This is a genomic window from Micromonospora sp. NPDC051006, from assembly GCF_044456245.1.
Taxonomy (GTDB): domain Bacteria; phylum Actinomycetota; class Actinomycetes; order Mycobacteriales; family Micromonosporaceae; genus Micromonospora.
Genome location: NZ_JBITFP010000002.1, coordinates 485,282 through 499,391, shown reverse-complemented (window position 1 = coordinate 499,391; position 14,110 = coordinate 485,282). Strand labels below are relative to the sequence as shown.

Below are 14,110 nucleotides of genomic sequence, written 5' to 3'. Positions count from 1 at the left end.
TGGCCAAAGGCCGCCCGGTCAGCGGTCCGGGGCGGTGCGGTCAGCGCTCCGGGGCGGCCCGGACCGGTGACAGCGGGCATGATGGGGGTGTCCCCGGGACGACGACCGTGAGAGTGAGGCCGGCATGTCGTTGCTGCGACGGGTGATCGGTGGGGTGCTGCGTCGGCTGCGGCTGCGCCAGGGCCGCACGCTACGCGAGGTGGCCGAGGTCGCCGGGGTCTCCGTGCCCTACCTGTCCGAGGTCGAGCGCGGTCGCAAGGAGGCCTCCTCCGAGGTGCTCGCGGCGATCTGCCGGGCGCTCGGCATCCACCTCTCCGAACTGCTCGAGGAGGCCCGGGACGACCTGCGCCAGGTCGAGCCGCGGATCCCCGCCACGCCCCGCGTCGGGCTGGCCCAGCTGGAGCGCGTCCCGGCCGCCCGGGGCGAGCAGGGGCCGACCGTCCGGCTCGGTCCGCGTACCCCCGGGGCGATGCTGCACCGCGGCCCTCGGGCCGGTGGTCCCACGCTGCGCGTCGGCGGGTTCGGGCCGGCGCCGGCCGGGCGCCCCGGTCCGCGTACCGCCGACCTGCTCCGCTGCGGGCAGGCCCGGACGGGCCGACGGCGGCTGACCGCCGTCTAGGCCTGGCCGGTTCTGCCGGCGGCAGATTCGCCGCCGGCAGAATCGCTGGGCCTGCGCCACCACCGCGCGCACGCTGGAGAGGCCGGTATCCCGGGCGGTTCCGCCGCCCGCCGGCACGGTGGAAGGCGGACGTGATGATCGGCTATGGCGGCGTGCGGATGCTGGACGGCGGGCAGCCGTCCTTCGGCGACCAGGTGTTCGAGCGGCTGCTGAAGGAACGGATCGTCTTCCTCGGCACCGAGGTGACCGACGCCTCGGCGAATCAGATCTGCGCGCAGATCCTGCTGCTCGCCGCCGAGGATCCCGAACGGGACATCTTTCTCTACATCAACTCGCCGGGCGGCTCGGTGACCGCGGGCATGGCGGTCTACGACACCATGCGCTACGTCCGCAACGACGTGGCGACCCTGGCACTCGGCTTCGCCGGCTCGATGGGGCAGTTCCTGCTCTGCGCCGGCGCGGCCGGCAAGAGATACTCCCTGCCGCATTCGCGGATCATGATGCATCAGCCGTCGGGCGGGATGGGTGGCACGGCCGCGGACATCACCATCCAGGCCGAGAACATGCTGCACGTGAAGCGGACCATGCAGGAGTTGATCGCCCAGCACAGCGGGCGGACGCTGGCGGAGATCCAGCGCGACTGGGACCGGGACCGCTGGTTCACCGCCGAGCAGGCCCGGGAGTACGGGCTGATCGATCAGGTGATCAGCCAGTCCGAGCAGTTGCCGGTGGGCTGAGCCGCGACGGCGGCCGGCGATGGTCCCGCCGGCCGCCGTCGCACCCCGATCAGGGCAGGTCGACGAAGTCGGCCAGGAAGTCACGCGCGGTCGGCGCGTCCAGCCGGTAGACCACGTTGGTGGCGTAGCAGGGGCCGTCACCGGTGATGGTGGTGGCGGCGAGGACCCGCTGCCCGTCGACGGTGACGAAGTTCGGGCCGCCGGAGTCGCCGTAGCAGGCGCCGCCGTAGCCCCGGCTCTCGTTCATCGCCAGGCGGACCCAGGTCTTGTTGAGCGAGTTGAAGCCGAGCTCGGCCTTCATCCGCACGCCGCCGCCGGGGTGGACGTGCCCACCCGGCTCGCGCTGGGCCTCCGCGGTGCCGTAGCCCATGACCTCCCAGCGGGCCGCCTCGAGCGTGCGGCTGCCGAGCGCGTCGAGCTGCCCGGCGGTGGGCAGGGTGGCCGGGGTGAAGTCGTACCGCCGGTCCAGCTCGGCCGCCTGCGCGGTGTCGAAGGTGACCACCGCGATGTCGTGCGCGTCGGCGGAGTTGCCCGGATAGTCGGGGCTGTTGTGCTCGGTACCCTCGACCCCGACCGTCGCGGCGACCTGCTCCGGGCTGAGCCCGGCCGCCCTGGCCTCGGCGAGCGCGCCCTCGACGTCCTGCTCGAGCGAGACGTAGAACCGGGCGCCGGGCGCCCAGTCAGTGGTGCAGTGCGCCGCGGTCAGGAAGACATCGCGGTCGATCATGGTGCCCGAGCAGTACCAGTCGACGACGTCGGGCGTGGCCGGGTCGGCGTCGCGGTCCCACTGGACCAGCAGGGCGCCGACCTCGGTGCGCTCCGGCGCGGGCTGGGCGTTGTAGGTGTTGATCGCCGACGCCGGTGTGGCGGCCGCGATGGCTGCGGCAAGGGCAGCGGTGGTCAGTGTGGCGAGCAGTGCGGTACGGCGCAAAGGATCCTCCGCTGGTTCGCGAGACATCGGTGAGCACCAACCGGGGAGGGCGGACACGCCCCCTCACTCGCGTCCGACACCCGGCCGTGGATTGCCACGATGTGGCGATTCTCGATACGGCGGAGCCTATTAGCGTCGGGAATCGGGCGCCTGCGCTCGCGGCGCAGCGTCTTCGCGCCAATTCTCGTTACACGGTGCGGGCGTCGTAGCGGACGCGGGCCGCCTCGACCTCGCCGAGGTGGGTGGTGGCCCACGCCTGGAGCCCGGAGAGCAGGTCGAGCAGGCTGCGCCCCAGGTCGGTGAGGGCGTAGTCGACCCGGGGCGGCACGGCGGCGTGCACCTCGCGGGTGACCAACCCGTCGCGCTCCAACGCGCGCAACGTCTGGGTGAGCATCTTCTGGCTCACCCCGTCGATGCGCTTGGCCAGGTCGCCGTAGCGCTTCGTGCCGTCGGCGAGGACGAGCACCACCAGGACGCTCCACCGGTCGCCGATCCGGTCGAGCACCTGCCGACTGCCGCACTTGCGGTCGTAGAGGTCCGGTTCCACGCCTTTACTCTCCCATGGCGAGTTACGCACTTCAAGGTGCCTACTCTCCAACGGGAAGTGACCCGCCGAGCTTCCCGTTGCAGCTGAGGTCCGACCCACTTCGAGAGGGAGTTCGCATGTCCATCGTCGTCACCGGCGCCACCGGTCACCTCGGCCGGCTCACCGTGGAATCGCTGCTCAGCCGGGGCGTACCCGCCGACGAGATCGTGGCGCTCGGCCGGGACACCACCCGGCTCGCCGACCTCGCCGAGCGCGGGGTGACCGTGCGGCAGGCCGACTACAACGACCCCGCCTCGCTGCGCGCGGCCTTCGCCGGCGCCGACAAGGTGGTCTTCGTCTCCGGCACCGAGCTCGGCCGCCGGGTGGAGCAGGCCCGCAACGTGGCAGCCGCCGCCAAGCAGGCCGGCGTCAACCTGATCGCCTACACCAGCATCACCAAGGCGGACACCTCCAGCCTGGTCCTCGCCACCGAGCACCGCGGCGTCGAGCAGGAGATCGTCGCCTCCGGCCTGCCGTACGTCTTCCTGCGCAACAGCTGGTACTTCGAGAACTACCTGCCGCAGATCCCCACCTACCTGCAGTACGGCATCGCCGGCGCGGCCGGCGACGGTCGGGTCAGCGCGGCCGCCCGGGCCGACTACGCCGAGGCCGCCGCCACCGTGGTCACCACCGAGGGCCACGCCAACCGGGCGTACGAGCTGGGTGGTGCCCCGTTCACCCTGACCGAGCTGGCCGAGGAGCTGTCCCGGCAGACCGGCCGCGAGGTGAGCTACACCGACCTTCCGGAGGAGAAGTACATCGAGATGCTGGTCGGCGCCGGCGTACCCGCCGACTTCGCCGCCGTCCTCGCCGACGGCGACCGTGGGCTCGCCCTGGGCGAGCTGGAGGTCGAGGGCGACGACCTGGCCCGGCTGCTCGGCCGGCCGCCGGTCACCCTGGCCGAGGCGATCCGCGCCGCGCTCTGAGCGTTCCCTCGCCGCCCCGCTCGCCGTCGCGAGCGGGGCGGCGTCGTTCCGGATGCCCGCCGAGCCGGCCGTGCCGTCCCGCGTACGGACCGAGCCGCCAGTGGGCGTTCCGCGCCCGTTACGAAGGCGGACGGCCGGCCCTCGGCCCCGGGCGGCCCGGCGTAGCCTGCCCGGAATGATCGAACCGGACTTCCTCCGTGAGACCCGGACGTCCTACGACGCCGTGGCCACCGCGTTCGCCGCCCAGTTCCGCGACGAACTGACCAGCAAGCCGTGGGACCGCGCCGTCCTCACCGCCTTCGCCGAACTGGTGCAGCGGACCGGTGGTGGTCCGGTCGCCGACGTCGGCTGCGGGACCGGCGCGGTGACCGGCTACCTCAGCGGGCTCGGGTTGGCGGCGTTCGGCATCGACCTCTCACCCGGGATGCTGGCGGTGGCCCGCCGCGACCATCCCGACTTGCGCTTCGACGAGGGCTCGATGACCGCGCTCGACCTGCCCGAGAACGGTCTCGCCGGCATCACGGCCTGGTACTCGATCATCCACGTCCCCGACGAGCTGTTGCCGGAGACCTTCGCCGGCTTCCACCGGGCCCTCGCGCCGGGCGGCCACCTGGCCATGGTCTTCCAGGTCGGCGACGAACCGGTGATCCGCACCGAGGGGTTCGGCCAGCCGCTGTCGCTGACCTTCCGCCGGCGCCGTCCGGAGCAGGTCGCGGCGCTGCTGACCGACGCCGGCTTCACGCTGCGGGCTCAGCTCGTCCGCGAGCCCGAGCCGTACGACGGCGGCACGGAGAAGACGCCGCAGGCGTACCTGCTGGCCCGCAAGCCCGGGCCCTGACGGCGCGGGCCTCGCCTGCGCCGGCCGCCTGGATCCGGAGCCGGGCACCGGGCGGGGAATCCTGATCGCGGGGTCAGCGTCGGCCCTCTACAGTGGCGGATCGAACGGTCCGATCGACCGGGCCCGAACGGCCCCGGCGGGCCGCGATCACGCACGACACACGGGGAGTACGCCATGACCATGTCCAGCACGCGCCTGCGCACCCTCGGTACCCTCGCCGCTCTGACGGCGCTGACCGGACTCGCCGCCGGGTGCGAGAAGACCAGCGAGCCCACGGCCGGCGGGCCGACCAGCGCGGCGGCCAGCCCCACGGTCGACGTCGCCGCCAACAGCCAGACGGTCTGCAAGGCCGCCACCGAGGTGGTCAAGACCGGCTTCGTCGGGATGGCCGACGACGCCATCGCGCAGATCGACAAGCCGGTCAGCAAGGCCGAGCAGGACCGGCTGATCCGCGGGCACTACACCACGATCGTCACCGGCCTGCGCGCCCAGGCGCCCCAGGCCGCCGACCCGACCGTACGCACCGCCTTCGAGAACCTGGCCGTCGCGATCGAGCAGCGACTGGCCGACAAGAAGCCGGTGGAGGTCGAGGAGCCCGCGCTGAAGCAGCCGATCGAAGCACTCGACACCGCCTGCGGCAACTGATTCCCTGACCGTCGACCGGCGGGCCGCCGTGCCCGCCGGTCGGTGATGGGCGCCGGTTCGCCGGTCGGTGTGGGCGCCGGCTCGCCACCCATCAACCGATCGTGATCGTCGTGCGACCGGCGCGTGATGTCGCATCGAAAGAATGAGCGCGTGCGCAGACAGACCGCCGCGATGATGCAGCTTCCGCTGCTCGGGCTCCTGGCCGCCTGCACTCCACCCGACGAACCGGTCGTGGCCCTCGCCGTCCTGGATGGCAGGCCGATCGGTGTTCTCGTCCCGTGCGACGGCTCGTTCTCCCAGATGAGCGTGTACGAAACCAGTGAGGACCACACGACGGATCGCTCGCTGACCAGCTGGCGGATCATTGGGCAGTCGACCACCGAGGTGGTGGAGGTCCCGCTTCTCGGTCAGCCGCCGGAGGGTTGGGAGACCGCCGGGACCCGTGAGGCCTCTCCGCCGGCGTCGGGCACCGCGGCGCGGAGGGAACCGCTCACCGAACTGAAGCCCGACGCCACATACAGTCTCTCCGGGTCGAGCGGCCGGGACGCCATCCCCGTGGACTTCAGCACCGCGGACTTCGCCCGGATCGGTCCCGACCAGATGCTGGCACCCGTCGACCACGACACCACGAAGGTGGTCTCGCGAGACGCCTTCGTACGCGTGGCCCGCAAGAGCTGCCACTGAGCCCGACCAGGGGCATAGCCCGGCCGGCCGCACTGGTCGCAGGCCTCGGAGTCGAACCGAGCAGGCCGCCGTCATGAGCGGCAGCTGGGCCCATTCCCCGCCTGCGCCTCACCCAGTGGATGGCACACATCGAGGCCGTGCGGGGAATCGAACCCCGGCGGTTTTGCGGACCGCTCCCTGACCACTCGGGCACACGACCAGGTCCTCAGCGACTGCGTAGGTGCCCCCGGCAGGGATCGAACCTGCGGCTTCCTGGTTCGTAGCCAGGCGCTCTGTCCGCTGAGCTACGGGGGCATACGGATCGACAACCCGGCGTCCACTCCTGGCTGAACCGAGCGCCTCTACCGCTGGGCCAGTCGGGCATGAACTGCGAGCCGCTGCGGGCGGAGGATTCGAACCTCCAACCTTCCAGTTCAGAGACGGACGTGCTGCCGAGTTGCACCAGCCCGCAAGGGGCCGACGAGGTCTCGCCGGCCGGGTGGGACCCCACCGTGAGGTCCGCCCCGTGGTCCGGGACCGGGGAGTCGAACCCCGTTTCCCTCGCTCCCAAAGCGAGTGGGTTGCCGTCTCCCTCGTCCCGGAGGGTATTACCCCGGCCGGCCCATATGTCGACGTCGGCCGGGGTCTCATGCCATCCACTATGGAATTGAAAATGTGCTACGTCACCGGCCACGGCCGGGACGAAGAGCAGGGGCGACAGGAATCGAACCTGCGACCTCCGGTTTTGGAGACCGGTGCTCTACCAGTTGAGCTACGCCCTGTGCAGTTGTCGCTGACGAAAAAGCCGCCCGTTCCCTGGCGGGTGGGCGGCTTCACGTCTGAGAATGCGCTATTCGCGCTGCCGCCCCGGCATCCAGTTCTGCTCACTCGCGCAAAGGTCGTGGGCTCGCCCGATCGAGGGCAGCACGACACCGGCGCGCGGCAGAAGCCGCGCCATTTCGGTGCAGAAGTGCTGCAACACGGGTGAACTCCTCGAGTTCGTCGGGATGACCTTGCCTGATCAAAAGTAGGGGCCACGTCGACGGCCGGCAATCGGTTTTTCTGAGTCATCTTCCTTTGGCGACGTGGCGAGCGGACACCAGGACGAGCGCCCTATTCGGGGGCGGCTAGCCTTGCCCGGTGGCCGAGGAGTTCACGATCGAGCTGTCCAGGGATCAGGCTCTCGTGCTGTCGGACTGGCTCGACAAGGTGATCGGTACGCAGCGGTTCGACGCGGTCGCCGACGAGGACGTCGCGGTCTGGTCGGCGCTGCATCGGATCAGCGGCACCCTGGAGACGAAGCTCGTGGAGATCTTCATGCCGGATTACGGGGAGCGCCTGGAGGCTGCCCGCGAGCGTCTCCTCGACGACCTCGGCGACTACTTCGTGCAGGAGCGCCAGGCTCGCCGGAGCAAGGACGACTGAACACCGAAGTCGGCATTTTCCGGCGTGCTGAAGCCCCATGGCAGGATCTGCTGCGTGCAGATCGGGATGCTCGGATCGTTCGAGGTGCGCACGGACGGCGGCGCCTTCGCCGACGTGCCGGGCGCCCGGCTGCGCGGGCTGCTGGTCGCCCTCGCGCTCGAACCGGGTCGCGTGGTCCCGAAGGCAACGCTCGTCGACTGGATCTGGGGTGAACAGCCGCCCGCCGACGCGACTAATGCCCTGCACCGCTTGGTTTCGCGGCTGCGAAAGGTGCTGCCGGAGGGATCGGTCGAGGGTCAGACCGACGGCTACCGGTTGGCGGTGGCGCCCGACGACGTCGACGCGGTGCGGTTCGAACGCCTCGTCACCGCGAGTCAGGTCCGCGACGGCGACGGTCCTCAACGGGTACGGCTGCTGCGCGAAGCCCTCGCCCTGTGGCGCGGCGCCGCCATGCAGGACGTCGGTCTGCCGGACAGTCCGGCGTTCGACGCGGCGGTCACCCGGCTCGACGGGCTACGCCTGACCGCTCTGGAGGATCGGTTCGACGCGGAGATCGGCCTCGGCGACGGTGCGGGGCTGGTCAGCGAACTGACCAACCTGGTCGCCGCGCATCCGGTGCGGGAGCGGCTCGTCGCCGCGCTGATGCGTGCCCTGGTGGCGGCCGGTCGCGGCAGCGAGGCCCTGCTGGTCTACCAGCGCACGAGAGAGGCCCTGGCCGACGCGCTGGGCGTCGACCCCTCACCGGAGTTGTCCGCGTTGCACGTCGCGCTGCTGCGCGGCGACGGGGGACGCCGGGAGGATGAGCGGAAGACCAACCTGCGTGCCGAGCTGACCAGCTTCGTCGGCAAGGATGCCGACGTCGCCGCGGTCCGCGCGCTCGTCGCCGGACACCGGCTCACGACACTGGTCGGGCCGGGCGGCTCGGGGAAGACCAGGCTGGCCACGGAGACCGCCCGCACGCTGGTCGGCGACCTGCCGGACGGGGCCTGGCTGGTGGAACTCGCCGCGATCGGCGCCGACGGCGACGTGGCACAACCGACGATCGCCGGGCTCGGCCTCCGTGATGCTCTGCTCGGCGGGGCACCGGACGCGGATCTGACTGACCGGCTCGTCGCCGCGATCGGCGAGCGGGAGGCGCTGCTGATCCTGGACAACTGTGAGCACGTGATCGAGTCCGCGGCGGCGTTCGCCCACCGGGTGCTCGGCGAATGCCAGCGGCTGCGGATCCTGGCGACGAGCAGGGAACCGCTCGGCATCACCGGCGAGGCGTTGTGGCTGGTCGAGCCGCTGGCGTCGCCGGAGGTGGACGCCGACCCCGGCGAGATCAAGTCGTCTCCGGCCGTTCAGTTGCTGCGGGACCGGGCGGGCGCGGTGCGCAAGGACCTCGCGCTCGACGCCGCCACGTTGTCGACGATGGCGCGCGTCTGCCGGGCGCTGGACGGGATGCCGCTGGCGATCGAACTGGCCGCCGCCCGGTTGCGCACCATGTCCCTCGACCAGCTCGCCCACCGGCTCGACGACCGGTTCCGGCTGTTGACCGGCGGTAGCCGGACCGCGTTGCCGCGGCACCGGACCTTGCGGGCGGTGGTCGACTGGAGCTGGGAGCTGCTCACCGACGCCGAACGGGTGGTCCTGCGCCGGCTCTCGGTGTTCACCGGCGGCGCGAGCCTGGAAGCGGCCGAGCATGTCTGCGCCGGCGACGGGGTGCAGCCGGAAGAGATGCTCGAGTTGCTCACCTCGCTGGCCGAGAAGTCGCTGCTGCTTGCCGAGGGTGACAGCGCACCGCGCTACCGGATGCTCGGCACGATCAGGGAGTACGCCGCGAACCGGCTCAGGGAGGCCGGGGAATCGGACCTGGCCCGCCGGGCGCATCTCGTCTACTTCACCGAACTCGCCGAGACCGCGGAGCCGCATCTGCGCCGCGCCGAGCAGTTGCAGTGGCTCGCCACGCTCCAGGCCGAACACGACAACATCGGTTCGGCGATGCGTGGCGCGCTCGGGGCCGGCGAGGCGCAGGCGGCGATGCGGCTCGCCACGGGCGCCGGCTGGTACTGGTGGTTCAGCGGGCACAAGGCCGAAGGCATCGAGCTGATCACCGCGGCGACGGAGACGCCCGGCGAGGTGACCGATGAGGTCCGGGCCACGGTGTACGCGCTGATGAGCATGTACGTCAGCTCCGGGCAGGGCGACGAACACCGGGCGGCGGAGTGGATCCACAAGGCGTACCAGCTCAGCCGGCATGGTCAGCGGACCCACCCGTTGTTGAAGTTCGTCGTACCGCTGGAACGCATGTTGCAGGCACCGGACGCGTTCCTGCCCGCGTTCGAGTCGTTGCTGGACGACGAGGAGCCCTGGGCACGCGCACTGGCCCGGCTACACCTCGGCAAGATGCGGATCATGCTCGGCCAGGAGGGGCGGGATGCGGACGCCTATCTTGAGATGGCGCTCGCCGAGTTCCGGGCCCTCGGCGAGCGGTTCGGGATCTCGTTCGCGCTGACCGAGCTGGCCGAGCGGGTCGCCATGCGGGGCGAGTTCACGGGTGCGTGCGAGTACTACGAGCAGGCGATCGAGGTCGTCACCCAGGTCGGCGCCATCGAGGATGTGATCCGCCGGCGGGCGCGACAGGCCCAGCTGTACTGGCTGTTGGGCGACAAGGATGCCAGTGCGGCTGCGATGGCCGAGGCGCAACGCTGCGCGGAACCGGTCACGTGGCCGGATGCCCTGGCCGAGCTGGCCCTCGCGAAGGCGGAACTCGCTCGTTGGGACGGCGACTCCGAGGAGGCGTACCGGCAACTCGGTCTCGCGATCACCCTGCTCGGCGACGAAGCGGAGTGGGCGAACATGCGCGCGGTGACCCAGGACCTGCTCGGCTACCTTGCCGACGATCCCGGCGAGTCCCGTACGCACCGCGCGGCGGCCTGGCAGGCGGCGTCCGAGGCGGGGCACGCACCCCTGATCGCGCAGGTGCTCGTCGGGGTCGCGGACCTGGCCCTGCGCCGCGACGAGTACGAACAGGCCGCGCGGCTGCTCGCGGCCAGTGCCGCCGTACGCGGATTGCAGGACCGTTCGCACCCGGACGTGGCCCGGATCGAGCAGACAGCGCGGCGCCGCCTCGGCGACACGCGGTTCGCCGAGGCGGCACGGGATGGCACGCTGACAGGCTGGCGTCAGCTGGTCGAGGTCACGCTCGCTTCTTGAAGGTGGCGGTCGCCCACAGGTACCCGAGGACACCGATCCCGACGCACCAGGCGATCGCGGCGATCGTGTCGCCGGCTGACGGGGTGCCGGCAAGCAACCCACGCAATGCTTCGATGATCGGCGTGAAGGGCTGATATTCCGCGAACTGCCGGATGCCAGGGCCCATCTTGTCCGCCGGCACGATCGCGCTGCTGAAGAACGGCAGCATGATCAGCGGTACGGTGCCCAGACCCGCCGTTTCCGGAGTCTTCGCGGCCAACCCCAGTGCGACGGTGAACCAGCCGATCGAGAAGGCGAGCAGCACGACGAGACCGATCGCGCTGAGCCAGTCGAGGAGACTCCCGGACGAACGGAATCCCAGCAGGAAGGCCGTCCCGATGATGGCCGCGATCGCAATCAGATTGTTGAGCATGCTGGCGACGACGTGGCCGGTGAGCACCGCCCCGCGAGAGACATCCATGACCTTGAACCGCTTGATGACCCCCTTCGTCATGTCCGAGTTCACGGCCGTCGCGGTGGCTCCCAGCCCGTAACAGACCGCCAGGAGGATCATGCCCGGCGTCGCGTAGTCGACATAATCGACGCCGACGCTGAAAGCGTCACCGAGCACGTAGACGAACATCACCATGATGACGACCGGAAACAGCACCGCGTTGAATACCGCGACAGGATTCCGGACGGTGTGTTTGAAGTTGCGGCGCAGCATGATCGCCGAATCGCCGAGCGCTGATCCAGTGGTACTCATTTGGCCATGGCCTCCGTGCTCGAGCGACCGGTAAGGGCGAGGAAGACGTCATCGAGGTCCGGCGTGTGCACGGAGAACTCCTCGGGCTGGATCGCATGCTCGTCCAGCTGGTTCAGCAGTGCCCGCAACGAGTCCGTCCCACCGTCGCCGGGAACCCGCAGGGTCAGGCTCTCGTCGTCGCGGGTGGAGCCGGTGAAGAACCGGGCAGCCGCATCGAGTGCGCCGAGGTCGGCGAAGCGGAGCCGGACGTGACCGCCGGGGATCTGGCGCTTGAGCTCGGCGGAGGTGCCCTGCGCGACCAGCCGGCCCTGATCCAGCACCGCGATCCGGTCGGCGAGCTGATCGGCTTCCTCCAGGTACTGGGTGGTGAGGAAGATCGTCACCCCGTCGGCCACCAGCTCGCGGACGATGTCCCACATCGTGCGGCGGCTGCGCGGGTCCAGGCCCGTCGTCGGCTCGTCCAGGAAGATGATCCGGGGGTTGCCGACGAGCGTCATGGCCAGGTCCAGCTTCCGGCGCATACCCCCGGAGTACGTCGACACCGGCTTCTGCGCCGACTCCGCCAGGTCGAACCGCTCCAGCAGTTCGGTGACGACCCGCCTGCCCGCGGAGCCCACCCGGTGGAGATCCACCATCAACTGCAGGTTCTCCTGCCCGGTCAGCAGCTCATCCAGCGCCACGAACTGACCGGTGACCCCGATCGTCGCGCGCACCGCCTTGGCCTCGGTGGCGACATCATGGCCGGCGATGCGCACCGTCCCACCGTCGGCCTTCATCAACGTGCTCAGCACGTTCACCGTCGTCGTCTTACCCGCGCCGTTCGGGCCGAGTAGGGAGAAGATCGTGCCCGCCTGAACATCCAGATCGATGCCGTCGAGCACGACCTTGTCTCCGAAGGCCTTTCGCAGCCCGGAAACCTCGATCGCTGAATTCCTCATGCCGGCAACGATCGGCGCCCGCCCTGTCACCGGCCTGACACGCCTCTGACACGACCACTGACGCGGTCTGCCACCTTGTCGCAGGGCTGAGGCAGGATGCGGTCATGACCGTGACAGCTCGCCTGGACCTCGCCATATTCGACGCGGCGGACATCGAGAAGGTCGGTTCGTTCTACGCCGAGCTGACCGGTTGGGACATCGTCCGGAACGATTCCGACCGGTTCGGCATCCGTACTCCGGACGGGCAGGAGGTCGAGTTCCAGCGCGCACCGGACCACCTCGCGCCACGGTGGCCCGGGCAGGAGCACCCGCAGCAGATCCACCTCGACCTGCAAATCGACGATCCCGAGACGGCGGCCAGGCGGGCGGTGGCCCTTGGCGCGACGCGACTGGCCGACGGGCCGACCTGGATCACGCTGGCTGACCCGGCCGGTCACCCGTTCGACCTGTGCCAGGCCGACGGCATCGGCCCGGTGATGACCCTGTTTGCGGTGACCTTCGATGTTGCCGACGCGTCAGCCCTGGCCCGCTTCTACGCCGACCTCACCGGCATGAACGTCACCTACGACGGCCCCGAGGGCGCGCTCATCTCCGCTGGCGGCAGGAACGTGATGTTTCAGCGGATCAGCGACTACAACCCGCCCCGCTGGCCGGACCCGGTCTACCCGCAGCAGGCCCACCTCGACCTCGTTGTCGACGACCTCGACGCCGGCGAGGCCCGGGCACTGGAGTTGGGCGCGTCCCGTACAGATGCCGGCGGCGAGCGGTTCAGGGTCTTCACCGACCCGGCCGGCCACCCGTTCTGCCTGGTCTGCTAGGGCAATCCTCGCCGACCGGCTGACCCGGCGAGGCACGTGCAAGATCGTTCCGTGCATACTCCGCGGCCTGCGACAATCGGCGGCCTTCAGTGGCCTGCAGCTACACACGCGCACTAGTCGAGCCCGGTGAGTATTCCCTGCTCAGGTAGCGTTCTGGCTGATCATCGAGGTGCCCCCGGCAGGATTCGAACCTGCGACACACGGTTTAGGAAACCGTTGCTCTATCCCCTGAGCTACGGGGGCGCGAGGGCCAAGTCTAGCGACCTGCGAGGTGACCGGGGGTGGCAGGGAGCGGCCCCGCGGCCCTGCCCCCACCGACCGAGGCCGCCGAGGCGCGCGACCACCGTCCGGCTCCGCCCGGACACGTCGAGGCCCGCCGGGCGCCGACCCGCAAGGGGTCGGCCGACCGGCGGGCCTCAGGACGCAGCGATCAGTGGGTACGCGGGTCGTTGTCGCGGCTGCGGCTGCCGGACTTCGCCAGGCCGCGGCTGACCAGGTACCCGATGGTGAGCAGGGTGATGTACCACCACGCCTTGTCAGCGGCGAAGTAGTCGGCACCGTTGTTGGCCGCACCGTCACCGACCGTCTGGGAGGCGATCAGCACGCCGATCACCGCGGCCAGGTAGACGAACAACTCCGTGGTCTTCCACGACGGCTTCGTCTCGTCCGCGTGGAACCGGTCGTGCCGGGCCTCGGTCAGGTCGCCACGCCCGGTGCGGCTCTTGGTGTCAGCGGAGGTAGTCATATGTCGTCCTGTCTCTGCGTATATCGAGCTTGCCGGTTTGCTTGCCGGCGGACAACTACCCCTGATCACACAGTCCTAACACCACGATGGCGAGAAACTCCGCTGGCTCGGCCCGCCCGTGTCGGCGCACCCCGCGGCTCATCCGACAGCGACTCAGCGAACCGGAACGCCGCGGTGTAGGAGCCCTCGCCGAGGGTAGGAGCAGAACGGGTCAAGACATCGGCCTTCGCCGCCACCGCGGCTCGTCCACGGTGGGCGGCTCACCGGGGACCCACACCCGGGGGCCTTTCTCGGTC

Annotated in this window: 15 protein-coding genes and 6 tRNA genes; 9 read left to right on the top strand and 12 right to left on the bottom strand. The window is 70.4% G+C overall.

The genetic code is table 11. From position 1 onward, the window contains the following. Positions 1-124: 124 nt before the first annotated feature. Together ACIBBA_RS06065 and ACIBBA_RS06060 are read left to right on the top strand one after the other, a co-directional pair. On the top strand, positions 125-619 hold the full coding sequence (locus tag ACIBBA_RS06065) for a helix-turn-helix domain-containing protein (protein ID WP_396694220.1): 495 nt from the start codon (positions 125-127) through the stop codon (positions 617-619). A 134-nt stretch (positions 620-753) separates the two neighbouring features. Then, a complete protein-coding gene (locus ACIBBA_RS06060) occupies positions 754-1,356 on the top strand; it encodes an ATP-dependent Clp protease proteolytic subunit (RefSeq protein ID WP_350867660.1) in 603 nt (200 codons plus the stop codon). 49 nt (positions 1,357-1,405) lie between these two features. On the opposite strand, the gene ACIBBA_RS06055 is transcribed toward ACIBBA_RS06060, so the two are convergent. Both ACIBBA_RS06055 and ACIBBA_RS06050 read right to left on the bottom strand, forming a co-directional pair. Next, positions 1,406-2,287, bottom strand: coding sequence for a trypsin-like serine protease (locus ACIBBA_RS06055; RefSeq protein WP_396694217.1), 882 nt, complete (start codon positions 2,285-2,287; stop codon positions 1,406-1,408). A gap of 187 nt (positions 2,288-2,474) precedes the next feature. After that, positions 2,475-2,834, bottom strand: coding sequence for a winged helix-turn-helix transcriptional regulator (locus tag ACIBBA_RS06050; protein WP_396694215.1), 360 nt, complete (start codon positions 2,832-2,834; stop codon positions 2,475-2,477). Between the two features lie 116 nt (positions 2,835-2,950). Here ACIBBA_RS06050 and ACIBBA_RS06045 point away from each other — a divergent pair, with 116 nt between their 5' ends. The 4 genes from ACIBBA_RS06045 (at position 2,951) to ACIBBA_RS06030 (ending at position 5,966) form a co-directional block, all read left to right on the top strand. Further along, the gene (locus tag ACIBBA_RS06045) at positions 2,951-3,799 is read left to right on the top strand and encodes an SDR family oxidoreductase (protein ID WP_396694213.1); all 849 of its coding nucleotides are present in this window, start codon (positions 2,951-2,953) and stop codon (positions 3,797-3,799) included. 175 nt (positions 3,800-3,974) lie between these two features. Further along, on the top strand, positions 3,975-4,637 hold the full coding sequence (locus tag ACIBBA_RS06040) for a class I SAM-dependent DNA methyltransferase (RefSeq protein ID WP_396694211.1): 663 nt from the start codon (positions 3,975-3,977) through the stop codon (positions 4,635-4,637). A 180-nt stretch (positions 4,638-4,817) separates the two neighbouring features. Beyond that, positions 4,818-5,282: a hypothetical protein gene (locus ACIBBA_RS06035; protein WP_396694209.1), complete on the top strand. Its 465-nt coding sequence runs from the start codon at positions 4,818-4,820 to the stop codon at positions 5,280-5,282. Positions 5,283-5,432: 150 nt separating this feature from the next. Beyond that, on the top strand, positions 5,433-5,966 hold the full coding sequence (locus tag ACIBBA_RS06030; protein WP_396694207.1) for a hypothetical protein: 534 nt from the start codon (positions 5,433-5,435) through the stop codon (positions 5,964-5,966). 132 nt (positions 5,967-6,098) lie between these two features. Here ACIBBA_RS06030 and ACIBBA_RS06025 read toward each other — a convergent pair. From ACIBBA_RS06025 to ACIBBA_RS06000, 6 genes are all read right to left on the bottom strand, one after another. After that, positions 6,099-6,165: transfer RNA gene (locus ACIBBA_RS06025), tRNA-Cys, on the bottom strand. Positions 6,166-6,187: 22 nt separating this feature from the next. Beyond that, a tRNA-Arg gene (locus ACIBBA_RS06020) sits at positions 6,188-6,260 on the bottom strand. A gap of 83 nt (positions 6,261-6,343) precedes the next feature. Next, positions 6,344-6,417 (bottom strand) — tRNA-Gln (locus tag ACIBBA_RS06015). A gap of 55 nt (positions 6,418-6,472) precedes the next feature. After that, positions 6,473-6,547 (bottom strand) — tRNA-Pro (locus ACIBBA_RS06010). A 107-nt stretch (positions 6,548-6,654) separates the two neighbouring features. Then, positions 6,655-6,727: transfer RNA gene (locus ACIBBA_RS06005), tRNA-Trp, on the bottom strand. 68 nt (positions 6,728-6,795) lie between these two features. Then, positions 6,796-6,927, bottom strand: a complete 132-nt coding sequence (locus ACIBBA_RS06000; protein WP_396694205.1) for a hypothetical protein — start codon at positions 6,925-6,927, stop codon at positions 6,796-6,798. 158 nt (positions 6,928-7,085) lie between these two features. Between ACIBBA_RS06000 and ACIBBA_RS05995 the strand changes: the two genes are divergently transcribed. Continuing rightward, positions 7,086-7,370, top strand: coding sequence for a hypothetical protein (locus ACIBBA_RS05995; RefSeq protein WP_396694203.1), 285 nt, complete (start codon positions 7,086-7,088; stop codon positions 7,368-7,370). A 54-nt stretch (positions 7,371-7,424) separates the two neighbouring features. Next, positions 7,425-10,568, top strand: coding sequence for a BTAD domain-containing putative transcriptional regulator (locus ACIBBA_RS05990; protein ID WP_396694201.1), 3,144 nt, complete (start codon positions 7,425-7,427; stop codon positions 10,566-10,568). On the opposite strand, the gene ACIBBA_RS05985 is transcribed toward ACIBBA_RS05990, so the two are convergent. Together ACIBBA_RS05985 and ACIBBA_RS05980 are read right to left on the bottom strand one after the other, a co-directional pair. Further along, complete coding sequence (locus ACIBBA_RS05985; protein ID WP_396694199.1) at positions 10,552-11,313, bottom strand: ABC transporter permease; 762 nt, start codon at positions 11,311-11,313, stop codon at positions 10,552-10,554. The genes ACIBBA_RS05990 and ACIBBA_RS05985 overlap by 17 nt on opposite strands. Then, positions 11,310-12,251, bottom strand: a complete 942-nt coding sequence (locus ACIBBA_RS05980) for an ATP-binding cassette domain-containing protein (protein WP_396694197.1) — start codon at positions 12,249-12,251, stop codon at positions 11,310-11,312. The genes ACIBBA_RS05985 and ACIBBA_RS05980 overlap by 4 nt, the downstream gene beginning before the upstream one ends. Positions 12,252-12,355: 104 nt before the next feature. Here ACIBBA_RS05980 and ACIBBA_RS05975 point away from each other — a divergent pair, with 104 nt between their 5' ends. After that, complete coding sequence (locus tag ACIBBA_RS05975; RefSeq protein WP_396694195.1) at positions 12,356-13,069, top strand: VOC family protein; 714 nt, start codon at positions 12,356-12,358, stop codon at positions 13,067-13,069. A 170-nt stretch (positions 13,070-13,239) separates the two neighbouring features. On the opposite strand, the gene ACIBBA_RS05970 is transcribed toward ACIBBA_RS05975, so the two are convergent. Together ACIBBA_RS05970 and ACIBBA_RS05965 are read right to left on the bottom strand one after the other, a co-directional pair. Beyond that, a tRNA-Arg gene (locus tag ACIBBA_RS05970) sits at positions 13,240-13,312 on the bottom strand. 187 nt (positions 13,313-13,499) lie between these two features. Then, positions 13,500-13,814, bottom strand: coding sequence for a hypothetical protein (locus ACIBBA_RS05965; RefSeq protein ID WP_396694193.1), 315 nt, complete (start codon positions 13,812-13,814; stop codon positions 13,500-13,502). Positions 13,815-14,110: the final 296 nt, after the last annotated feature.